The sequence below is a fragment of the Halobacillus sp. SY10 genome (assembly GCF_045401165.1).
In the GTDB taxonomy this organism is placed as follows: domain Bacteria; phylum Bacillota; class Bacilli; order Bacillales; family Halobacillaceae; genus Halobacillus; species Halobacillus aidingensis.
In genome coordinates this window covers 4140160-4164329 of record NZ_CP174345.1, presented here as the reverse complement: position 1 = coordinate 4164329, position 24170 = coordinate 4140160, and the positions used below count along the sequence as shown (strand labels likewise).

The window sequence follows — 24170 nt, the reverse complement described above, 5'->3', positions numbered from 1 at the left end:
TCATGGTGATGTTCAGTGACAAAGAAGAATTCAAGTCAGAGTTCAAAGCGCAGTTGGAAAGTAAGTTTGGTAAGACCATAGACACAGCTTCTGAGTTCGATACGTACCGGTCTCTTGGGGCGTTGATCCGAGAGAAGATCAATAAAGATTGGTTGAAGACAAACCGGGAGTACAAAACGAATAAAACAAAGCAGGTGTATTACTTTTCCATGGAATTTTTAATGGGACGTCTGCTTGGCAATAATTTATTGAACTTGGACGTACTCTCGCTCGTTGAAGAAGGATTAGCGGATCTCGGGCTTTCTTTATCGGAACTTGAAAAGAAGGAAAGTGATGCTGGTCTTGGTAATGGCGGATTAGGACGATTAGCTGCTTGTTTTCTCGATTCCCTTGCTTCTTTAGAATTAGCTGGACATGGCTATGGCCTGCGGTACCGATATGGAATGTTCGATCAGCATATCATCGATGGAAAACAGGTGGAATTCCCGGATTATTGGCTTTCAAAAGAATTCATCTGGGAAGTCCGCCGCCCGGAAGATGCAATCGAAGTCCGTTTCGGTGGGAATGTATCATCGACAAGAGATAAAGATGGAAAACTGCATTTCAAATATGAAAACTATGAACCAATTCAGGCCGTCCCTTACGATGTACCCGTTGTCGGCTACCACAACGATACGGTGAACACGTTAAGGCTCTGGTCCGCTGAACCTACGGTGGAGGATACGATGACAAAAGCCGAAAGAGAAGGGGTTTTCGGTCACTTTTTAGATCATAAACGATCCCTTGAATCCATCTCGGATTTCCTTTACCCCGATGACTCTACAGAGGAAGGTAAAAGCCTTCGTTTGAAGCAGGAATACTTCTTAGTGTCCTCTGGAGTGCAATCGGTTGTGCGTTCGTTTGAAAGGCTGGGACTTCCATGGTCCTCGTTCCCTGACAAGGTAGCGCTTCACATTAACGACACCCATCCGGCGCTTGTCATTCCCGAGCTGATGAGGATTCTTATGGATGAAAAAGGGATCGGCTGGGAGGAAGCCTGGGAAATTACACAGTCCTCTGTTTCTTATACGAACCACACAACATTAAGCGAAGCTCTCGAGTCGTGGCCGGTGGGCCTTGTACGGACATTGCTTCCACGGATTTTCATGATTATCGACGAAATCAATGAACGTTTTTGTCAGGGTTTATGGAAAACCTATCCTGGTGAATTCGACCGAATCGCGGATTTAGCCATCGTGGCAGATGGACAGGTGAAAATGGCCCATTTGAGTATTGTGGGCAGTCACAGCATCAATGGAGTGGCTAAGCTCCACACGGATATCCTGAAGGAACGTGAAATGAAACGTTTTTATAACACATTTCCTGACCGCTTTAACAATAAAACGAACGGCATTACCCACCGGCGCTGGTTGATGCATGCCAACAGCCCATTGACCTCTGTCATTACCGAGGCCATTGGTGGGGAGTGGATGAAAGAGCCGAAACAATTGACCCGCTTGCTTGACCATAAAGATGATCTGGCTTTTCTTGACCAGCTTCATGAAATCAAGCAGGAGAATAAAGTGAATTTCGCCAAGTGGGTTAAACATACGCAAGGCATTACGGTCGACCCGAATTCCATCTTTGATGTCCATATTAAGCGACTGCATGGGTATAAACGCCAACTGCTTAATGCCCTTCATATTATCCATTTATATAATGAATTGAAGTCAGACCCGACGCTCGATATCGTTCCGAGAACCTTTTTCTTCGGAGCAAAAGCAGCGCCAAGCTATCACTTTGCAAAAAAAGTGATTCAACTCATCAACCGCATCGCATCTGTGGTCAATAATGACCCTGATGTGAAGGATTATATAAAAGTGGTTTTCCTGCCGAACTACTCGGTTTCCATCGCAGAGAAGATCATTCCTGCGAGCAATGTCAGTGAACAAATTTCGATGGCTACAAAAGAAGCCTCAGGAACAGGCAACATGAAGTTCATGATGAATGGAGCGCTGACCCTTGGAACCATGGATGGAGCGAACGTTGAAATCCATGATCTTGTCGGAGATGATAATATCTACATTTTCGGTTTAACGTCTGATGAAGTGTGGGACTATTACCGAAACGGATCCTATTCTTCCCGAACCGTTTATGAAAATGATGAGCGTGTCCGTCATATCATGGATGAACTCATTCATTACAGCCCTTTCTCCAAGGGGGAGACCGACTTTCAGGAGATTTATGATGCCCTTCTGACCTATAATGATGAATATTTCGTGCTTAAAGATTTTGCGAGCTACGTATTAGCTCAGAAAAAGGTGAGTCAGGATTATCAACGCAAACGTCAATGGAACTTGAAGAGTCTTGTCAATATCTCTCAATCCGGGGTTTTCTCAAGCGACCGGACCATTCAGGAATATGCCCGCGATATATGGGACATTCAACGTGTGAAGACGTTGAAGTGAGGTACTATTTAGGGGGACGGATGTGTGAGACAAAAGGATATGTATCACAATAGTTTTGAAGAATCTTATCGAGAGCCTTTCGGTGCAGCACCGAAGGGTTCTCCTGTTACGCTCAAAATTGACATCAGTGACCGGTACAGGGTTTCCCACGTCATCCTTCACTACATCTTAGACCGCACAGATGATGAGAAAACGAAGGAGATGGACCTCTGCAGTCAGGAACATCAGCAAGTGTCTTATGAAGCTACAATCCGGATGCCTGAAAGGCCGCAGCTCATCTGGTATTTTTTCGAAATCATCTTAGAGGACCAAACCCTTTTTTATGGACGGGAAAAAAGCTATGAAAGCGGGGAGGGAAAGGTGTACGATCATATACCTCCTTCGTGGCAGATCACGGTGTACGACCCTTCTTATAAAACCCCGGATTGGTGGAAAAACGCAACAATGTATCAAATCTTCCCGGACCGTTTTTATACGGCAGGAGAGCTCGAAAGGGATAAGGCGCCCGAGACGAGTCTGATCCATGCCCATTGGGAAAATGATCCGGTGTACATTCGGAATGAACGAGGAGAAGTCATTCGTTGGGACTTCTTCGGCGGGAACCTTAAAGGAATCACTGAAAAGCTCGATTACATTGAAGGTTTAGGGGTATCCGTTATATATTTGAATCCGATTTTTGAAGCGGAGAGCAACCACCGATATGATACAGGCGATTACCACAAAATCGACCCTCTCCTCGGTACGAAAGAGGACTTGGAAACATTGATCAAGGAAGCGGCTGAGAGAGGGATTGAAATCATGCTGGATGGAGTCTTCAGTCATACCGGAAGCAACAGCATTTATTTTAATCGAGAAGGAAAATATGATTCTCTCGGCGCGTATCAGTCTAAAAACTCCCCGTACTACAGCTGGTACACCTTCCACCATTATCCGGATGAATATGATGCCTGGTGGGGTGTCGGGACGCTTCCGACATTGAATAAAGAAAATGAAGACTATCAGGACTTCCTCGTCCATGATGAAGAGAGTGTCATCAAGACCTGGCAGCAATCAGGGATGAAAAACTGGCGCCTGGACGTGGCTGATGAACTGACTGATGACTTGATCAGTCAAATTTATCGTCAGTTGAAGAAGAAGGATGAATCGAGTGTCCTCCTTGGGGAAGTGTGGGAGGATGCTTCTAACAAGACGGCCTATGGGAAACGACGGGACTACTTCTTGGGTGGTGTCCTTGATTCCGTGATGAACTACCCTATGCGCCGATTAATGCTTGACTTTATGAAAGGTGAAATGGATGCATATACCGTTCATCGACGACTTATGACGTTAAGTGAACATTATCCGAAAGAGTATTTCTATGCCGTCATGAACATGCTTTCCAGTCACGATGTAGAGAGAATCCAAACGATGTTGGAAGACTATCTTCCAGATGATTTTAGTCAAGAGGAAGCAGAGAAGCTCATCATCAAGCAAATCAAATCTCTCAGTCTATGGCTCTATGCTTTTCCAGGCGTGCCTTCCTTGTACTATGGAGATGAAGCCGGCGTGACAGGTGGGGCTGACCCTGATAATCGCAAACCATACCCTTGGGGACGAGAGAATAAAGAATTGCTGGATTGGTATAAGCAAATTGGACAGTGGAGGAAAGAACATACAGCTCTCCGGACTGGTCATTGGAAATCTTTCACCCTCGACAAAGATGTCATCGGTTTCGAACGCTGGACAGAAAACGGCGTTGATCATTTCAATGAAAAAACAAGCGATGAACGAATGCTGTATTTATTCAACCGCAATACAAGAAAGAAAATAGAGATCAACTTGCCGATTCAAAAAGGAAAGTGGCAGCACCTAGAAAACAAGAAACGAATTTTTAGTTCAAAAAACAATGTGTTAACGATTGAACTCGAACCTTGTGAAGCCATGTTATTGCGATTAATGAAATAGGAGGGATACCGATGGGATTCTTAGATGGACTGATGGGGAATGCCAGTCAGGTGGATGTTGATAAGATTGAAAGAGAGCTTGAAGGCATCCTTATTGAAGGAGAAAACATCCAAAGCGGGTATAAAGTTCTGAGAGATTCTTTCATTTTCACCGACCGCCGCTTGCTGCTTATCGATAAGCAAGGTATGACAGGGAAGAAGGTCGAGTATCACTCCATTCCTTATAAGAGCATCACTCACTTCAGTGTCGAGACAGCAGGCAGCTTTGACCTCGATTCTGAATTGAAAATCTGGCTCTCTGGAACGAGTGAACCGATTGGGAAACTCTTCAAAAAAGACAGCCCAATTGAAGAAGTTCAGCAAACCCTCGCTACCTTCGTATTATAAATAAATGTTTCACGTGAAACAATTCTGAAAATAAGCCCGGAATTAAGCATCCGGGCTTATTTTTTATGCTTATTGTTCAACTATATGGCAGGTTTCTTGAAGACTCACTTTCTAGACGTTTGTTGAGTGGATGAGGGCTGGGGGGAATAGCTCGCTTTCCGCGGGAGCGCGGTGAGCCTCCTCGGACTGCGTCCTGTGGGGTCTCACCAAGCACTTTTTTCCTCGTAGATATCCGGTTTCGGCGCCTAGCGGCTAGTGAGACTTCCCTCGCTTCTGTACGATAAGTCAACATCGAATCACTCCGTTCTCCGTGTTTCCTTTATCTCCGCCAGCTCAGTCCAGTCCATACGCCGCTGATCGAGGCGCCTGCACACTTAAGTTAGGAGTCTCGCCATTCCCCTCCGCCCACTAACCAAAGAAGACACTCGAAACCACTACTTAAAAAATCAGCTCGTATAGTTATTCAGAAGTGAATGATATAAACTCTACCTCATAGACGTTTAGCAAATGCAAATACTTGATGCAACACACTATATGCCCGCTTAGGGAAAAGAATTGGAACTTTACTTATGAATACAGTTGTTCTAATCATCCACTTCCCTCAACCACTCAAACTAACCCTTTTAGAAGTGGTTTTGAGACACTTATAAGGTAAAAGGGGCGGAGGGAAACGGTGAGACTCCTACCATGAAAATAAAGTTCTATAATATGGAAAAATGGCAATACTAAAGTAGACGCAGCTCATTCTTCTTTTTTCGAGGAGAGCGTCTCATACAAATGGCTAGTGAGTTGGAGGGTGGATTTAAGATACCTTTGGTTCCTCAATCCTCACGGTGTAACCTAACCCCTCTAACCTACGCAATGAGTGCTTAACAATGGCTTGTTGTTTTTGTTTATCGAAGTAATCTTCTCCTAAATCTACATACATTTCCTTTCGTGTTAAGAGGTAGTAGGAGATTCGTAACATCGCATGAGCTACAACGATTCCTGCGCGCTTTTTACCTTTACGTGAAGCCGTTCTCCGGTAAAGAGCGCCAAGGTAGTTCTTGGATCCTCGGACGGAATGAGCTGACTCAACCAGTGATGATTTAAGGTATTTGTTTCCACTCAACGTTTTAGAAGACTTCCGTTTCCCGGCACTTTGGTTATTTCCGGGAACTAACCCTGCCCAAGAACACATTTGAGGTGCCGTAGGAAATTGCTCCTTAATATTTGTGCCAAGTTCGGCAATCATTTGTTCCGCCACTTTTCTCCCAATGCCAGGAATGGAATCTAAACGTTCGATATCCTCTTGAGATTCTTCCATTCTTTTTGATATCTCACTGTCTAATTTATCAATTTGATCCGTAAGTAAATCGATATGATCCAGGATCGTCTTTATCATGAATCGTTGATGGTCTTTAATGCATCCTTGAAGAGCGAGTTTCAAGTCCTCTTTTTTATTTTTCATAACGCCTCTCGCCAAGTTTGATAACTCTTCAAGGTCATCATTTCCTTCAGCTATGGAACGAAGCATCTCACGAGCAGAAACTCCTAAAACGTTAGAAACAACAGACCCAAGCTTGATATTAGCTCCTTCTAACACTTTTTGCATTCGATTGTGTTGTCTGGCACGTTCTTCAATAATACTCCGACGATAACGAACAAGTTCACGTAATTCCCGCTGATTTCGATCAGGAATGTAACTCGCTTTAAGCAACCCATGGCGAAGAAGTTTGGCAATCCATTCGGCATCTTTCACATCGGTTTTACGTCCAGGAACAGCCTTAATATGTTGAGCATTCACAACTAGAAATTCAATATCTTCGGCTTCAAGTAGATTAACAATAGGTTTCCAGTAGACACTTGTACTTTCCATGGCCACATGGGTACAATTCCGTTTCTTAACCCAGTCCACCAACTCAATGAGATAGATGGTTTTCGTTGAAAATGTTTCAATCTCCTTTCCTTCCGGTGTAATGGCACAAGCAGTAATGGTATCTTTGTGGACATCCATACCACAAGCATTCTCAATGACTACATCCATTGAAAACATCCTTTCTGCGGCAAGTAATTGTAGAGGCTGGCGCAACAACCAGAATAGGGTTAATCTACCATGAGTGCTTCCTATAAAGGAGCAACAGTCTGTGATGCACCGTGGTCGAAGGAGTCAGACTATGGGGAGGGCTCTCACGCACCAAGGAGTCTCGACCTTCCTCATCCAGCCGTAGAATCAGTATAGGCATACCATAACCATTTTCATTCTCTGTGGTGTAGAGCTGTTTTTTGCGATACATGAATGGCTATGGGACGTGTGGGACAGGTGAGACCCCGGAAGGCGTAGCCTGAGGAGGCTCACCGCCCGCCCCATGGAAAGCGAACCTTTTCCCGGAGCCCCTAGAATTACACGATCATCTCGAAACTGAGTCTTCAACTAAAGGGAGCGATAGTGATAAAACTACACTAGGAATCTAAAAATTCCATATATATTTGAATTTTTGGTCTGATTAGCCCATCATAAGTAATAGATATATACTGTTAAACAACAATGAAAGCGTTATCAAAACGAGGTGTGGACATGAAGCTTGAATTGACTCATAAGCAAACGACAGGCTTAGTAATGACAACACAAATGCGTCAAGCAATCACGATGCTTCAATGGACCTCAGCTGAATTGTGGGAACATATTCAGCAGGAGATCCATGAGAACCCCATTTTAACGTTAGAAACCCCGACTATGATTCCTTCCAATCGTCATCATCGAGAGGCCTATCACGATCCGATCGATCAAATCGTACCTGACGAAAAAAGCTGGCGGGATGGATTGGTGGAACAAGCAGGCTGGTTGAAGGTTGACCAGTCATTAAAAGAAGCGCTTCTTTTTTTAATTGGAAATTTAGATGAACGTGGTTTTTGTACAATTTCTGAGGAAGAAGCGTCACTGCAAACCGGTCAATCATTGAATACGCTCAAACGGGCGAGACGCCTTTTATTGCAATTTGAACCGTTGGGTGTCGGGTGCATGGATTTTAAAGAATTTTTACTCTTACAAGTGGAAAAGAAGCATCCGGATTCTTCCGTTTTATCTGTATTGATAGAAAATCACTTAGAAGACCTTGCTGCTCAGAACTTCAAAAGAGTAGCCTGTGAACTGGACATAGAGGAAGCGCTCGTCGTCGAAGCCTTGGAAGTCATCCAGTCTTTAGAACCACGTCCGTTGCTTCCGGATCACGGACCGAACAATATCCCGGCGATGCCTGATTTGATACTAGAAAAAAAAGACGGAGGCTATGTGCTGCGTGACCCTTTTTCTGTCAGTGGTCAAATCAAGTGGGATGAGCAGTTGGTTCGTATGTACAAAGAGGGAAAGGAAGCCCATGAATATTTGGACGGCTGCTATAAAAAAGCGCGCTGGCTTCTGCAAAGCATAGAGCAACGGCAAAACACCATTTTGCAAGTGGCGGAAATGATTATCAAGCACCAGAGAAACTTTTTAAATGGCGGTTCATTAAGGCCGCTCACTTTAAAAAAGTTGGCTAAAAAACTAGGTGTCCATGAGTCGACGATCAGCCGAACCGTTGCAAACAAAGTCTTGCAGACACCAAAGGGAATATACGAATTGAAAAGCTTTTTTGTCACGGGTTACCAATCCGCGGATGGAGCAGAAATTTCTTCCCAGCACATTAAAGCTTTAATAGGAGAGATGATTCAAAAAGAAAATCCTCTGAAAGCTTTATCTGATCAAAAGATGGCGACAGAGTTAAAGGAAAAGCATAATGTGAAAGTGTCGCGCCGAACCGTTGCCAAATATCGAGAGTCTCTCAATCTCCCTTCCTCATCCAAACGAAGAGCATCTGCACGTGAAGGGGGTTCTCCTATTCTTCTACATTCCTAGGTTATTTCCCTGAAAAAAAGGGGATAGTCTAGTAGAAGATAGTTGAGGAGGATTCCCTGGTGAAAAATTTGATATCCTATGTGAAAGATGTGATTGCTGAATTTCAAAAAGACAACATTCCCCTGCTTGGCGCAGCGCAGGCGTATTATTACTTATTGGCCATCGTTCCGCTTTTAATTTTAGTGTTATCGATTCTTCCCTATTTGAATATAGACGCTGAAACCGCCATTCAGGCCATAAGCAATGTTATCCCAAGTGATACAGCCGAAGTGTTCAGGGAGAACATCGTCGCTGTGGTGGAAAAACCAAGCGGTGGGCTTTTGACTGTTGGTATCTTAGGGACGCTTTGGTCTGCTTCGAACGGGATCAACGCGTTCATTCAGTCCTCGAACTTGGCTTATAATGTGGAAGAGACAAGGTCATTCATTAAAGTCCGTTTTCTTTCCATCGTGTTGACGATCGGGATGATACTAGCGATTATCGTTGCGCTCCTACTGCCTGTATTCGGCCAGGTCTTGATTGATATGATCAACATGCCATCTCAAACAGCCATCCTATTGCAAGTGCTGCGCTGGACGTTGAGTATCGTTGTCATTGGCGCCGTTCTTATGGCCCTTTATCACTTCGCGCCAAATAAGAACATTCCCTTTAAACATATCCTTCCTGGTGCGATTATCACGGCTGTGCTCTGGCAGTTGATTTCTCTTGCCTTCTCTTTCTATGTTAGTAACTTCGGAAATTATTCCGCAACCTATGGAAGTCTTGGAGGAATTATCATTTTAATGTTATGGTTCTTCCTTACAGGGATCATCTTAATGGTAGGCGCTGAAATTAATGTCATTTACCACCGTCGTCATGGCGGAGGCAAAAGGAAAGCAGCTTAACCCTTTTACAAAAATCATAGCTTTGTTATGAAGAAAGGTTCCGTACCCAAAGTGGTGGACGGAACCTTTTTCTATTTGTACTTAACCCCTGTGAACTAAAATTTGATTGGATAGCGTTCGAGGAGTTCCGTTAATGTAGGTCTTTGATGGTTGTCTCTCCCGGTCACCGGCGTCGCTTGAAAGAGGGATTCAAGAATGGATTCCTCGGTAGCTTCCCCAACAGCCCGGAAGGCTTCGTCCATATCTTCTTCATGGATAGATGAAAAAGTAATCGTTTCCTCAGGTTTCTCATGGGTGATGGTTGTGGCCGTCGAGAATCCGAGGACAACATCGCCACTTCCATTTCCAATCATCGCCCCGGTCCTTGATAATCCAGTCACCGTTCGTTTGCATATCCTTTTCAATTGCCGATGTGACACTGGGAGGTCTGTTGCGACCACAATCATGATCGACCCTCTATCTTTTTCCTCTTCTGCTTGAATGCAGTCCTTCAGCTTTTGCCCAACCGGTTGACCATCAATCCTAAGATCACTCAGTTTACCGAAATTCGTAAGGGTTAGAACTCCTATCGTGTAGGTGCCATGTGCAAGCTGTACCTTCCGTGAAGAAGAACCGATTCCACCTTTCAATGAATAACAAAGCATCCCCCGCCCTGCTCCGACACAACCTTCCTTAAAGTGATCCTCGGCATCTGCAATGGCTTGAAGAACATGTTCTTTCGTCACCGCCTGTTCCCTAATATCATTGATATACATGTCGTTGCATTCCCCGATGACAGGGTTGACTGTCCCCGTGGCCCGGCCGATCTCCTGATTTCGCTCAAGAGTGTAAGCAACGAGAGCATCATAAGCGGCTCCCACACCGAACGTGTTGGTCAATACAATAGGGGTTTCCAGTGTCCCCAGTTCTTCAAGCTGAATCGTTCCTGCCGTTTTGCCGAACCCGTTAATGACATGAGCAGACGCCACCGTTTTTTTTTGAAAAAGGTTGCCCTGGTGAGGAAGAATGGCGGTAACTCCTGTCTGGACTCTATTCTTGTTTAATGTATAATGGCCGACGGTCACTCCAGGAACGTCGGTGATTTGATTTCGTTCACCGATAGGCATAGATCCTATGGTGATTCCGTGCTCTCGGGTTGTTTTATTCATCGTTACACCTCCACATGTCCTATTCGCAATGCATCGTGTGAATTCCTCCCTGGTGTATGTTCATACAACTGAAGGATTTTATATACATATTCCGATAGAAAAGTAGATTTATTATTGTATAAAACGAGTATAAGAGAAAAAAATTCTTCGTTTTTCTAAGTTTTTTTGTTTGCGCTTACATCCTTTTAATATTCGGGTTTCTCATGAATTTGAATTGTCGCATTAACGTGAAAATTCAGCAGTTGAGCGCGTCAAGAGCGTGATTCTTAAGGTCTTTCATGCTATACTAGTAAGAAACTGAAAAGACAGAATTTTTTAATTTTTGCCTGTAACCTACAAGAATATGTCCGCTAGGGGGAAAAAATATGCAAAAACACGGATATCCTGTTCCGCAGGGGCTATATCATCCGGAAAATGAGCATGAAGCTTGTGGTATCGGAGTGATTGCCAACATAGACGGAACGAAGAGTCACAGTATCGTAGAGAATGCCATCACTATTCTATGTAACTTAGAACACCGTGGTGGACAATCTGCTGATGTCAGTACAGGAGATGGGGCTGGAATACTGACGCAGATCCCTCACCATTTTTTCGAAGCGCAATGTGAGAAGGAAGATATATATTTGCCTGAAGCCGGTAAATATGGCATAGGCATGATTTTCTTTCCCGAAGATCATGAAACAAGAACCGAATGTATGCAGACGTTTGAGCGTATCGTCGCTGAAGAAGGACAAGAGTTCCTAGGATGGCGTACGGTACCGGTAAACGATTCGTTTGTTGGGGAAGATGCGAAGAAGACCAAACCGTTTATTCGTCAGGCTTTCGTTGCTCCGTCTGGAAATGTCCAAACTCAAATGGATTTGGAGCGCCGCCTCTACATCATTCGTAAGCGAGCGGAAATCGAGATCGCTGGAAAAGACGGGTACGATGACTTTTATATCAGCAGTTTGTCATCGAACACGATCGTCTATAAAGGGATGCTGATCCCTGAACAGCTGGATTCCTTTTATATCGATCTGAACCACCCGGATTTCAAAACGGCCCTCGCTTTAGTGCACTCCCGCTTTAGTACGAACACCTTCCCGAGCTGGAAACGTTCGCACCCGAACCGATTCACCATTCACAATGGAGAGTTTAATACATTACGAGGCAATGTCAACTGGATGAGAGCACGCCAGGAGCTTTGCAACTCGGAATATTTCAGTGAAGAAGATTTGCAAAAACTTCTTCCTGTCATCGATTCCAACGGTAGTGACTCTTCCATGTTTGATAATGCCTTTGAATTCTTATACTTGTCCGGTCGTTCACTTGCTCACACAGCCATGATGATGGTTCCTGAGCCATGGTCGAATGATGAAACGATTCAGGAAGACAAGAAGAATTTCTATGAATACCATAGCTGCTTAATGGAGCCGTGGGATGGGCCGGCTGCCCTTGCATACACGAATGGAAAACAAATCGGTGCATGCCTCGACCGTAACGGCTTGCGTCCTGCGCGTTATTACGTAACAAAAGACGGGATGATTGTCCTTGGGTCTGAAGTGGGTGCCCTCGATATTTTCGCTGACGACATTTTGTATAAAGATCGTCTCGCGCCAGGGAAGATGCTTCTTGTTGACCTTGAAGAAGGGAAAATCATTCCTGATGATGAAATTAAATTGCAAATTGCTCGTGAGAAGCCATATAAAGAATGGATTGAAGAGAACAAATTCGATTTAGAAGACCTTCCTGAACCAATGACCGAACACCGGCCGGTTGAAAACTTGATCGATCAGCAGCTTGCTTTCGGTTATACGACTGAGGAATTAAACAAAATCCTCTTGCCAATGGTCAACGATAAAAAAGACCCCGTCGGCTCGATGGGTTACGATTCACCGCTTGCTGTGCTTTCTAAAAAGCCACAATTACTGTACAGCTATTTCAAGCAGTTGTTTGCTCAGGTAACGAACCCGCCGATTGACGCCATCCGTGAAAAGTTGATTACGATGGTGGAAACGACGATTGGAGCAGAAGGGAACCTGGTGGATCCCAAACCAGAAAGCTGTCGTCAAATCCGATTGCAGACACCGATTTTGACCAACCGTGAACTTGAACAGATCCGTCAGCAGGATTTAGAAGGGTTCGCAGTACGTACGCTTTCCATTCTTTTCGATGCAGAAGAAGGCGGTTTGAAGCCTGCGCTTGATCGTTTATGTGAAGAAGCGGATGCAGCGGTAGAGGATGGTACGACGCTGATTGTCCTATCGGATCGTGGGATCAGTGAAGAGTATGCAGCCATTCCTTCTCTGCTTGCCGTATCCGGTCTGCACCATCACCTCATTCGTAAAGGAACACGTACGAAAGTGAGCCTGATTATTGAATCTGGAGAGGCGCGTGAGGTGCATCATTTCGCGACACTGCTCGGTTATGGAGCGGAGGGAATCAACCCTTATCTTGCGTATGAATCCTTGAGGGATATGATGGAACGCGACCTGCTTGAAGCAGAATCTCATGAAGCGGCTGTTCAGACGTATATCAACTCTGCAACGGACGGAATCATCAAGGTCCTTTCTAAGATGGGAATTTCGACAATCCAAAGTTACCGTGGGGCACAAATTTTTGAAGCTGTCGGTATTCATAAAGATGTCATCGACCAGTATTTCACACGAACAGCTTCTCGTCTTGGCGGGATTGGTCTCGATATCATCGAAAAAGAAGTGCTTATGCGTCATGAAGTTGCTTATGGAGAAACACGTGGATCGAACCGTACACTTGAAGCAGGCGATGAATATCAGTACCGCCATAACGGGGAAGATCATCAGTACAACCCGCAGACGATTGCAACATTGCAGCACGCCTGCCGTTCGAACGACTATGACCTTTTCAAACAATATTCCAAGATGTTGACTGATGAAAAGAACAACTTACAGTCTCTCCGTGGATTGCTTTCCTTCAAGGATCGCCCGTCTATTCCGGTTGAAGAAGTTGAGTCTGTCGAAGATATTTGCAGACGTTTCAAAACGGGAGCTATGTCTTTCGGTTCCATCAGTGAAGAGGCTCACGAAGCCTTAGCCATTGCAATGAACCGTATTGGAGGCAGAAGTAATTCCGGTGAAGGTGGGGAAGATCCAAAACGCTTCACACCGGAAGAGAACGGTGACTTGAAACGGAGTGCCATCAAACAGGTAGCATCCGGACGTTTCGGAGTGAACAGCCATTATCTTGTGAACGCGGATGAAATCCAAATTAAAGTCGCTCAGGGAGCCAAACCGGGTGAAGGGGGTCACCTTCCAGGCAAGAAAGTGTATCCGTGGGTAGCAGAAGTCCGTGGTTCCACACCTGGTGTTGAATTGATTTCACCACCACCGCACCACGATATCTACTCCATTGAAGACTTGGCTGAGCTGATTTATAACTTGAAAAATGCCAATCCGAAAGCTCGTGTCAGCGTGAAGCTCGTTTCGGCTGTCGGTGTTGGAACGATTGCTGCAGGGGTAGCGAAGGGACGTGCCGATCTCGTACTGATCAGTGGATACGATGGAGGAACGGGTGCGGCACCGAGAACAAGTATTAAGCACACCGGTCTGCCTTGGGAAATCGGTCTTGCTGAAACGCACCAGACGCTTGTCCTTGACCGTCTGCGCGACCGGATCGTCGTTGAAACAGACGGAAAAATGATGACGGGTCGTGACGTTGTGGTCGCCTCCTTGTTAGGAGCGGAAGAATACGGATTTTCAACTGCACCACTTGTCGTCCTCGGTTGTGTCATGATGCGTGTCTGCCACTTGAACACATGTCCGGTCGGTGTAGCGACACAGGATCCTGAACTTCGTAAGAAATTCACAGGGGAAGCCGATCACCTCGAGAACTTTATGCGTTTCATCGCACAAGAAGCTCGTGAACTCATGGCAGAGCTCGGATTCCGTACGATCAATGAAATGATCGGCCGTACCGATGTTTTACAGACCAACGAAGCCGTTGATCACTGGAAAGCCAAAGGCGTCGACTTGTCTGCCTTGCTTTACCAGCCTGATGTTCCTGCCGACTATGGTCGTTTTGCCGTCAGAAAGCAGGATCATGGCCTTGAAAAGACGCTGGATATGGAAGAACTGATTCCGCTTTGCAAGAAAGCCATTGAAACCGGTGAGCCGGTGGAGGGTACAGGATCAATCCGTAACATCCATCGTGTCACAGGTACCATCCTTGGTAGTGAAATCACACGTCGATATGGAGCGGAAGGACTTCCAGAAGATACGATCAAGTTGACCTTCAAAGGTTCAGCAGGCCAAAGTTTTGGAGCCTTCATTCCGAAAGGTGTCACCCTTCGTCTTGTCGGTGATTCCAATGATTACGTAGGGAAAGGATTGTCCGGTGGTAAAATCATCGTCCATCCATCACCGAAGTCTTCATTCGTTCCGGAGGAAAACACGATTATCGGAAACGTGGCTTTATACGGCGCTTCAGCTGGAGAAGCTTACATCAATGGTCTTGCAGGTGAGCGATTCTGTGTCCGAAATAGTGGAGCAGACGTCGTTGTTGAAGGTGTCGGAGACCATGGATGCGAATATATGACAGGCGGGAAAGTCGTTGTCCTTGGAGGCACAGGGCGTAACTTTGCGGCAGGAATGTCCGGAGGAGTCGCTTACGTGCTGGATGAGTCTGAACTTCCTTTTGATACAAAATGCAATAAAGAGCTCGTTCATCTGCAACAGTTGGCAGATGCGAATGAAATCCAAGAACTCTATGACATGATCGAAAAACATGTTTCCTATACAAACAGTCCACGTGGTCAACGGATTCTTGCCAATTGGAGCGACTATGTATCTAAATTCGTTAAAGTCATTCCGAGAGATTACTTGGCGATGCAAGAACGAATCAAGAACTTGAGAGCCAGTGGCCTCGAGAAGTTTGATGCTGAAATGACTGCTTTTGATGAACGCAACAAACCGGTAGAAACAGTCAAATAACGGAGAAGGGGGAGATCTGATGGGAAAGTCTACTGGATTCATGGAATACACACGCCAATCCACACCTGAGCGTGATCCTGAAACAAGAATAAAAGATTGGGAAGATTACAAGCTTCCCCTTTCAGATGAAGAAGCACAAAAGCAAGGGGCACGCTGCATGGACTGCGGCGTACCTACTTGTCATTCTGGAATGGAGATCAACGGCATCACAAGTGGTTGTCCTGTTTATCACTTGATACCCGAATGGAACGATCTGGTGTATCAGGGAAAATGGAAGGAAGCCCTTGCCAAAGAACACGAAATGAACAACTTCCCGGAGTTCACAGGGTTCGCATGTCCTGCTCCGTGTGAAGGGGCTTGTGTTCTTGGAATCAACGAACCACCAGTAGCCATTCGCAGTGTAGAGAGATCTATCATTGAAAAAGGATTTGAGGAAGGCTGGGTCACACCAGAACCTCCTGCTTATCGCACAGGTAAAAAAGTAGCGGTCGTCGGTTCCGGGCCTGCTGGTCTGGCAGCCGCTGCACAGCTGAACAAAGCTGGCCACTGGGTTACGGTTTATGAGCGTAACGACCGTGTCGGTGGGTTGCTCACTTATGGAATTCCTGAAATGAAGCTGCCTTATTCCGTGGTCGAGCGTCGCGTGAACATTTTAAAAGAAGAAGGCATCCAGTTCATGACGAACACAGAAGTTGGTCGTGACTATCCTGTCTCTCGTCTGAATGAAGAGTATGACACAGTCATTCTTTGTGGCGGAGCGACGACGCCAAGGAACCTGGAAGTAGATGGACGCAACTTGAAGGGCATCCACTATGCGATGGACTTCCTACACTCCAACACAAAGAGTCTTCTCGATTCCGATCATGAAGACGGAAACTACATCAGTGCGAAAGACAAAAATGTCATCGTCATCGGTGGCGGGGACACAGGAACCGACTGTATGGCGACATCCATGCGTCATGGCTGTAAGAGCCTGACTCAGTTTGATATTTATGATAAAAAAGGTTCTACACGTGACAATGAAGTCAACCCTTGGCCACAGTATCCGGTCATCCACCGCGTGGAGTATGGCCAAAAAGAAGCAGAAGCGAAATTCGACAAAGACCCACGTGCTTATGCAGTTATGACGAAGAGGTTCGTTGGGGATGAGAACAACCGTATTAAAGAAGTGCACACGATTGACGTCGCTCTTTCTTACGATGAAAATGGCAACAAAGTCCGTACTGAAATCCCAGGCACAGAAAAAGTATGGGAAGCAGACCTTGTCTTGCTTGCGATCGGTTTCAGCGGACCGGAACAAGATCTAATCGATAAACTCGGCATTGAAACGACCGTACGTTCAAACGTTGCCGCCCAGTACGGGAAGTACACGACGAATGTCGAAGGCGTATTCGCTGCCGGTGATATGCGCCGCGGGCAGAGCTTGATTGTTTGGGCTATCAATGAAGGCCGTGAAGTCGCACGCGAATGCGATCGATACATGATGGGCGCATCTCAGCTGCCATAAATATGACTTATGACTAACCCTTTTAGCCATCTCTGAAACAGAGGTGGCTTTTTTGTTTAGCACCTTAAACATATGATTGGTTTACTAAAAGGGATATTAAACAATATGGCAGGATTGTGTAAGACTCAGTTTCGAGATAACCGGGGTTCGTTACAAAGTTGAGCGTCAGGGGTGGTTGGGAAGCTACTCGCTTTCCTGCGGGGATGACGGCAAGCCTCCTCGAGCTAAAGCTCTGCGGGGTCTCGCCAGTCAATCCATTCCCGCGGGAGTCTCGCAGCTTCCCAACCACCCCATTCCATGAAGGTGAGAAACGAACCCCGCTACTGTGTGGGGGGGTCTTCCACTATCCTTGTGTTATATGCATAAAGCGCTACATAACAAGCTTTCCGCACCCAGAATAGAGTGTCTGCAAGTTCGTACCCTCCATTAAATCTGTGCATAAAAGCAGCTTATTCTGGAAGTGGTTTCGAGACACTTATATGGCAAAGGGGCGGAGGGAAACGGTGAGACTCCTATGGGACGTGTGGGACAGGTGAGACCCCGGAAGGCGTAGCCTGAGGAGGCTCACCGCCCGCCCCATGGAAAGCGAACCTTTTCCCGCAGCCCCTAAACTCACACATAAGTCTCGAAACTGAGTCTTCCAGAAAAGGGAGCTTTTACGAAATAATCACTATAAGGAATTACTTCTAAGAATTAGAGTTTCTTCGTTGTTTACGAACACCTTCCGACAAACTACTTTTTTAGAAAAATAATTGTGTGTTTATTCTGTCGAATCGGCGGGTACGTAGATTGTAATGTTTATTTATTACTTACCATTCTAAGGAGTGGTTTCTTAAGGAGGAGCTCAATGAGTAAGAAAAGATCAAGAAAAGATGAGCAGTTGGATCAGTTTCGGGTGGATGACTCCGGCAAACATTTGACGACGAACCATGGAGTCAAAGTATCAGAAGACGAATTTTCATTAAAAGCAGGCGTGCGTGGTCCTTCCCTATTAGAGGACTTTCATTTTCGTGAAAAAATGACTCATTTCGACCATGAGCGAATCCCTGAGCGTATTGTTCACGCGAGAGGTTTTTCCGCACATGGGGAATTTCAATTATACGAATCGCTTGAGAAATACACAAAAGCTGATTTTCTAAATGATACATCAAAAACTACGCCGACATTCGTAAGGTTTTCAACGGTTGCTGGTTCCAAAGGTTCCGCAGAAACGGTGCGTGACGCTAGAGGATTCGCAACGAAATTCTACACAGAAGAAGGAAACTATGACTTAGTCGGAAATAACATACCCGTCTTCTTTATCCAGGATGCTATTAAATTCCCTGACCTTGTCCATGCAGTCAAACCTGAACCACATAATGCTATGCCACAAGCTGCTTCCGCCCATGATACGTTCTGGGACTTCGTAGGACAAAACCAGGAATCTGCTCACATGGTGATGTGGACGATGTCTGACCGTGCTATTCCTAGAAGTCTGCGTATGATGGAAGGCTTCGGAGTTCACACGTTCCGTTTAGTCAACAATGAAGGTAAGGCACACTTTGTTAAGTTTCACTGGAAGCCTGTCCTTGGCACACACTCTCTTGTGTGGGATGAAGCGCAAAAAATCAATGGTAAAGACCCTGATTTCCACCGAGGAGATCTATATAACTCCATTGAAAACGGTGATTATCCTGAGTATGAGCTGGGTATCCAGGTCATTCCTGAAGAAGATGAGTTCAAGTTCGATTTCGATGTTCTTGATCCTACGAAGCTGTGGCCGGAAGAAGACGTTCCTGTTCAAATCGTCGGTAAAATGACGTTGAATCGTAATGTGGATAACGTGTTTGCTGAAAACGAACAGGTGGCCTACCACCCAGGAAACGTCGTACCAGGTATTGACTTTACGAATGATCCATTGTTGCAGGGGCGTTTGTTCTCCTATACAGATACACAGTTGATCCGTTTAGGTGGACCGAATTTCCATGAACTTCCGATCAACCGTCCTGTCTGTCCGTTCTTTAATAATCAGCGTGATGGCTATGGTCGCCAAACGATCAATAAAGGGCAGGTCAGTTATCACAAAAACTCACTTGCGAACAACACACCGACACCGGCAAGTGAAGAAGAGGGTGGTTATGCCCACTACCAGGAAAAAGTGGAAGGTTACAAAATCCGTGCCCGCAGTGATAGCTTTAAAGATCACTTCTCTCAGGCTACCCTGTTTTGGAACAGCATGAGTGATCATGAAAAAGAACATCTAATCAATGCGTTCAGCTTTGAACTTGGAAAAGTGGAAAGTGAAGCAGTGCGTGAGGAAGCAGTGAAAATGTTCGCTAACGTAAGCCTTGAGCTTGCACAAGGTTTTGCTAAAAATATTGGTGTCACTCCTCCAGAGAGCGGCGGATCAGATGTGAAGAAATCTTCTCCTGCACTCAGCCAGGCGAATACTGTTCACAAGCCATCCACTCGTAAAGTTGGAGTCATTTTAGCCAGCGGATTCAACGGAAAAGACGTCACTCAAGCACTGAAGGAGCTTTCTTCAGAAGGAATCATGACAGAAATCATTAGTGACAAGCAGGGAATGGTTAAAGGAGATGACGGTTCAGAATTTAAAGTCGACCACACCTTCCTTACGACTGATTCTGTTCTGTATGATGCGCTGTACGCGGTCGGAGGGAGCGATGAGGAAGAGGCGTTCAAGAAACATGCCTCTCATTTCCTTAATGAAGCATTCTCTCACTATAAACCGCTGGGTGCTACCCACAATGCTGTTCAGTGGTTGAGCGATAACAAGCTCGCCGATCACAGCGGTGTCGTAGCTGGTGATGATGTCAAAGGTTTCACAGAAGATTTCGTACAGGCAGTGGCTGCCCACCGCCACTGGGATCGTCAATTAATTTAACAACAACCCTGCCGCCCTTCTTTCACCCGGGGCCGGTGGGGTTTTTATTTTACTCTCATAAACGCTAGTCATAGAGGTTTGTTCTGCCTCAACTATCCATATCCAACGAAAAACATTTATAAAATAATAAGTAAGCCATAGACCAAAAGCCATTGATTCAACAAGTTGAGCATCGTCTTGAAAGGGAAAAAGGGACGATTTTTCGTATAGTTTGTTTAAATCACGTGATGATAAGGAAAAGGGTGAATAAATACAAAAAGACGAAGAGGTGATTCCATGATTCGTACAATCTTAATGATCATTGGTTTAATTGTAGTGATTAGCTTCATTATTTCCATGCTATAATAATTAATTTAATAAGAATGAAGAAGATGACCGGTATTCAAATACTGGTCATTTTTATGCTCAAAGTTTTATTAGCATGGCTGTGAATACAATAATTAGTTAAAGAATATGGCAGGATTGTGGAAGACTCGATTTCGAGACTTTTCGGGGTTCGTTTGTCGTGTGGAGCGTCAGGGGTGGTTGGGAAGCTACTCGCTTTCCTGCGGGGATGACGGCAAGCCTCCTCGTGCTTCGCACTGTGGGGTCTCGCCAGTCAATCCATTCCCGCGGGAGTCTCGCAGCTTCCCAACCACCCCATTCCATGAAGGTGAGAAACGAACCCCGCTACTGTGTGGGGGTCTTCCACTATCCTTGTGTTATATGCATAAAGCGCTACATAACAAGCTTTCCGCACCCAGAATAGAGTGTCTGCAAGTTCGTACCCTCCATTAAATCTGTGCACAAAAGCAGCTTATTCTGGAAGTGGTTTCGAGACACTTATATGGCAAAGGGGCGGAGGGAAACGGTGAGACTCCTATGGGACGTGTGGGACAGGTGAGACCCCGGAAGGCGTAGCCTGAGGAGGCTCACCGCCCGCCCCATGGAAAGCGAACCTTTTCCCGCAGCCCCTAAACTCACACAAAAGTCTCGAAACTGAGTCTTCCAGAAAAGGGAGCTTTTGTTGAAGGGAAGAGGTGTCTGTGTTTCAGCGATTAAGAAAATTTCGGTATAATGAGAGAAAATGAGTAGAAGGAGGACAATGAGGTGAAGGAAGCAGTTGCGTTACATAAAGATCAGTTTATTGAAGAATTAAAACAGTATTTAAGCATACCGAGTATTTCTTCCTTGTCTAAACATAAAGAAGACGTCAAAGAGGCGGCGGATTGGACAGCGAGTGCCTTAAAAAAAGCCGGCATGGAGAATGTGGAGGTCATCCCTACAGAGGGGCATCCAATTGTTTATGCGGATTGGCTTCATGCAGCAGGAAAGCCGACGGTTCTTGTGTACGGCCACTATGACGTACAGCCGGAAGATCCGCTCGACTTATGGGAAACACCGCCATTTGAACCGGTCATCAGAGACGGAAAAATTTTCGCCCGGGGAGCTACGGATGATAAAGGTCAACTGTATATCCATATCAAAGCCGTCGACCTTCTTATGAAGGAAATGGGGGAGCTTCCGGTCAATGTGAAGTTTGTCATTGAGGGAGAAGAGGAAATCGCAAGCCCGAACCTTGGCCCATTCATTCAGGAAAATGAGGAAAAGCTTGCTTGTGATGCTGTGGTCATAAGCGATACGTCCTTTAGCGAGAAAGGACAGCCGGCGATCTGTACATCTTTACGCGGTGCTTTAGCTATGGAGATGACCGTTTCAACCGCCAACTCGGATTTACATTCCGGCACCTATGGCGGTGGCGTACCTAATTCGATTCATGCCCTCGTCCAACTGTTGGATTCCCTGCATGAAGAAAATGGCCGGATTGCCGTTGACGGTTTTTACGAGGGTGTTCCAGAGCCCACAGAAGCTTTAAGAAAAGAAGTAGCGGAAGTCCCGTTCAATGAAGAACGTACAAAACAGGAACTCGAGCTTGACGAACTTTTCGGAGAGGAAGGGTTCACTTTCCAGGAACGTGTCGGCATCCGACCAACGCTTGAAATTAACGGAATTACTGGAGGCTTTCAAGGCGAAGGATTGAAAACGATCGTTCCTAAAGAAGCGAGTGCGAAAATTAGCTGCCGTCTAGTTGGTGAACAGGATCCCAAGAAGGTTTTTGAGGCGATTCAACGTCATGTAACCGATAACCGACCAGTGGGTGCGAAGGTTGATCTTCATCAGTACATTAAAGCTGACCCGGTGGCGATTGATTCAAAAAATCCTTATATTCAAAAAGCGGCAGATGCGTTTGAAAGTGTGTACGATGTGCGTCCGCTATTCCCCAAGGAGGGCGGTTCGATTCCGATTGTCGAAGTTTTCGGTCGTGTGTTAGATGCACCGGTCGTATTGATGGGCTTCGGACTTCCGACAGAAAACCTGCATGCGCCAAATGAACATTTTCATCTTGAGAATTTCACTAAAGGGATAGAAACGGTTTGTAAATACCTTCAAGAGTTATAAAGGGAAAAGGCTGAGAATGAAGCTCTCAGCCTTTTTTATATGCAAGATCAAGAATGGACTGGATGAAGGGCCCTTTTTTCTCTGTGTACACCGAGCGTTCTTCCCTATAGGTCTCAGCTAACTGTTTTTTTAGAGATTCATAGGCTTTGGCGGATCCCGGGTTCGCACGCAAGTAGTTTCGGAATATGATTTTTTCCTCCCACTCGGAGCCTTTCCATTCACAGATGTGCAGGTGGATGGTGTCGTTCGTATTGGTTTCTTTTTTGAAAAAGCGTCTTGTCCTTAATTCAGGCTTAGGAACATATTCATACCCTGCTTGTGAAAGGGGAGGAATGTAGCGTGTGAACTCATCAAGGTCCTCCACCCCTAATAAAATATCAATAATTGGCTTAGCGTGGAGGTTTGGTACAGAAGTACTCCCAATGTGCTCTATGGGAATAGTCGAATCCCCGACTTCTTGTATGATGGCGCTTTTTTCTCTAGCGAAGGTCTCAGGCCATTCGGATTGATAAGGAGAAAGCTGTACACGATTTTGGTGTTTCTGTTCATCGCAGGTGAAGCAGTTCAGTGTTTTGCTTTCCGACAATACCCCATTCAAGAACCCATTTTCACAATAGATCGTTGTGCCGCATTCAGCACACGTGCCAACTTTTTCGTGCACGACGGTCACTCCCTTACCTTTTAGATTTTGGATAAGTCTGTCTTTTTTTGTCAAAACGAAACGTTAAAATGTTAGAATAGTAGAAAGATACTAGTTAGGAGGATGATCATGGAACAACTACAGACAAAGCCAAAGACGTTTGGCGAAATACTTGATCATACATTCAGTATATCAAAGAAAAACTTCGGTCCTTTATTTCTTACGTTACTCATTATATTTGCGCCGCTCTACATATTTGATTACTTATTCATGGTGCTGAGCGGGATCAACTTGTTCCGCGAGCCGTCAGGAGGAGGATTCACAGAAGGGGTCCTGAACAACCTGGATACGGCAGCGGCTACCCAGGAGCTTGTAGCGACAAATCTTGGGATCGGTATGGAAATGTTGTATTTACTTGTTTCTACTGTTCTTGCCATTATCATCTATCCGATTGCCCAGGCATCGGTCATTGTAGCGACGAGTAAAGCACTGAAGAATGAAATTTGGTCCAAAGGTCAAGCGATTAAAGGGGCGTTCTCTAGGTTTTGGCCGCTCATCGGAAGCACAGCCTTGATGGGAGTCATATTCGGAGTCGCCGTCTTTATCGGGTTTCTCCTTTTCGGTATTTTAGGAGGCATTAGCTTTGCGAGGGATGGTTTTGGAGTCGGATTCATCATGTCGATCATCTTCGGTCTGTTGTTTTTCGCAGCAGTCGCTTTTTTTGTGACTAAACTGAGCATGTTCTTTGGAGCGATTGTATTTCAGAAGGTCGCCCCAGGCTTTTCAAAAAGCTGGCAGCTGACGAAAGGACGCTTCTGGTTCACATTCGGATTGTTCATTGTCTTCTTCATCATCACCATCTTGCTTACTTCTGTAATGGAGGGGGTCTCTGCGCTTCTTTTAGGTGGCAGTCTTCTCGGTCGTGTGCTGACGGACCTTGCCTCGATCATTACGACACTGTTTATGATGGTCGGTTATACGGTTTTGTTTTTTGACTTGAAAACAAGGAACGAAGCGGATGATTTGAAAGATATGATTGCTTCTTACAAAGAATCATGAACGTAGGTGAAT

13 protein-coding genes are annotated in these 24170 nt (G+C 45.5%); 10 read left to right on the top strand and 3 right to left on the bottom strand.

All coding sequences use genetic code 11. The features are described 5' to 3' along the window. The first annotated feature begins 8 nt into the window (after positions 1-8). The 3 genes from ACJA3J_RS20835 to ACJA3J_RS20825 are packed head-to-tail and all read left to right on the top strand — an operon-like array spanning position 9 to position 4777. Positions 9-2447: a glycogen/starch/alpha-glucan phosphorylase gene (locus ACJA3J_RS20835; protein WP_406946341.1), complete on the top strand. Its 2439-nt coding sequence runs from the start codon at positions 9-11 to the stop codon at positions 2445-2447. Between the two features lie 24 nt (positions 2448-2471). Then, positions 2472-4391 carry a glycoside hydrolase family 13 protein gene (locus tag ACJA3J_RS20830; protein ID WP_115893596.1) on the top strand — a complete coding sequence of 640 codons (1920 nt, stop codon included), beginning with the start codon at positions 2472-2474 and terminating at the stop codon, positions 4389-4391. Between the two features lie 11 nt (positions 4392-4402). Continuing rightward, positions 4403-4777, top strand: coding sequence for a PH domain-containing protein (locus ACJA3J_RS20825; protein ID WP_406945168.1), 375 nt, complete (start codon positions 4403-4405; stop codon positions 4775-4777). A gap of 802 nt (positions 4778-5579) precedes the next feature. Here ACJA3J_RS20825 and ACJA3J_RS20820 read toward each other — a convergent pair. Further along, positions 5580-6803 carry an IS110 family transposase gene (locus tag ACJA3J_RS20820; protein WP_406944069.1) on the bottom strand — a complete coding sequence of 408 codons (1224 nt, stop codon included), beginning with the start codon at positions 6801-6803 and terminating at the stop codon, positions 5580-5582. A gap of 531 nt (positions 6804-7334) precedes the next feature. On the opposite strand from ACJA3J_RS20820, the gene rpoN reads away from it, so the two are divergent. Next, entirely contained in the window at positions 7335-8651 is a 1317-nt protein-coding gene (gene rpoN, locus ACJA3J_RS20815; protein ID WP_167355964.1) for an RNA polymerase factor sigma-54, read from the top strand. Positions 8652-8710: 59 nt separating this feature from the next. Then, positions 8711-9535: a YihY/virulence factor BrkB family protein gene (locus tag ACJA3J_RS20810; RefSeq protein ID WP_089650602.1), complete on the top strand. Its 825-nt coding sequence runs from the start codon at positions 8711-8713 to the stop codon at positions 9533-9535. A 95-nt stretch (positions 9536-9630) separates the two neighbouring features. Here ACJA3J_RS20810 and ACJA3J_RS20805 read toward each other — a convergent pair whose 3' ends face one another. After that, entirely contained in the window at positions 9631-10683 is a 1053-nt protein-coding gene (locus ACJA3J_RS20805) for a P1 family peptidase (RefSeq protein WP_406945167.1), read from the bottom strand. 365 nt (positions 10684-11048) lie between these two features. Between ACJA3J_RS20805 and gltB the strand changes: the two genes are divergently transcribed. The 4 genes from gltB to ACJA3J_RS20785 all read left to right on the top strand — a co-directional run bounded on the left by gltB (position 11049) and on the right by ACJA3J_RS20785 (position 22459). Further along, positions 11049-15629 carry a glutamate synthase large subunit gene (gltB, locus tag ACJA3J_RS20800; RefSeq protein ID WP_406945166.1) on the top strand — a complete coding sequence of 1527 codons (4581 nt, stop codon included), beginning with the start codon at positions 11049-11051 and terminating at the stop codon, positions 15627-15629. A 19-nt stretch (positions 15630-15648) separates the two neighbouring features. Beyond that, a complete protein-coding gene (locus tag ACJA3J_RS20795; RefSeq protein ID WP_089650599.1) occupies positions 15649-17136 on the top strand; it encodes a glutamate synthase subunit beta in 1488 nt (495 codons plus the stop codon). An 847-nt stretch (positions 17137-17983) separates the two neighbouring features. Then, positions 17984-20020, top strand: coding sequence for a catalase (locus ACJA3J_RS20790; RefSeq protein ID WP_089650598.1), 2037 nt, complete (start codon positions 17984-17986; stop codon positions 20018-20020). Positions 20021-21109: 1089 nt separating this feature from the next. Continuing rightward, positions 21110-22459 carry a dipeptidase gene (locus ACJA3J_RS20785; protein ID WP_406945165.1) on the top strand — a complete coding sequence of 450 codons (1350 nt, stop codon included), beginning with the start codon at positions 21110-21112 and terminating at the stop codon, positions 22457-22459. A 25-nt stretch (positions 22460-22484) separates the two neighbouring features. Here the strand turns inward: ACJA3J_RS20785 and ACJA3J_RS20780 are convergent, their stop codons facing one another. Next, positions 22485-23120 (bottom strand): GrpB family protein, encoded by a 636-nt coding sequence (locus ACJA3J_RS20780; RefSeq protein WP_167355963.1) that lies wholly within the window; start codon positions 23118-23120, stop codon positions 22485-22487. Positions 23121-23228: 108 nt separating this feature from the next. On the opposite strand from ACJA3J_RS20780, the gene ACJA3J_RS20775 reads away from it, so the two are divergent. Further along, positions 23229-24158 (top strand): hypothetical protein, encoded by a 930-nt coding sequence (locus ACJA3J_RS20775; RefSeq protein WP_089650597.1) that lies wholly within the window; start codon positions 23229-23231, stop codon positions 24156-24158. The last annotated feature ends 12 nt before the right edge of the window (positions 24159-24170 follow it).

Coding starts and splice junctions, on each gene's coding strand:
- ACJA3J_RS20835 (WP_406946341.1), top strand. CDS start 9: ATGTTCAGTGACAAAGAAGAATTCAAGTCAGAGTTCAAAGCGCAGTTG.
- ACJA3J_RS20825 (WP_406945168.1), top strand. CDS start 4,403: ATGGGATTCTTAGATGGACTGATGGGGAATGCCAGTCAGGTGGATGTT.
- ACJA3J_RS20820 (WP_406944069.1), bottom strand. CDS start 6,803: ATGGATGTAGTCATTGAGAATGCTTGTGGTATGGATGTCCACAAAGAT.
- rpoN (WP_167355964.1), top strand. CDS start 7,335: ATGAAGCTTGAATTGACTCATAAGCAAACGACAGGCTTAGTAATGACA.
- ACJA3J_RS20805 (WP_406945167.1), bottom strand. CDS start 10,683: ATGAATAAAACAACCCGAGAGCACGGAATCACCATAGGATCTATGCCT.
- gltB (WP_406945166.1), top strand. CDS start 11,049: ATGCAAAAACACGGATATCCTGTTCCGCAGGGGCTATATCATCCGGAA.
- ACJA3J_RS20795 (WP_089650599.1), top strand. CDS start 15,649: ATGGGAAAGTCTACTGGATTCATGGAATACACACGCCAATCCACACCT.
- ACJA3J_RS20790 (WP_089650598.1), top strand. CDS start 17,984: ATGAGTAAGAAAAGATCAAGAAAAGATGAGCAGTTGGATCAGTTTCGG.
- ACJA3J_RS20775 (WP_089650597.1), top strand. CDS start 23,229: ATGGAACAACTACAGACAAAGCCAAAGACGTTTGGCGAAATACTTGAT.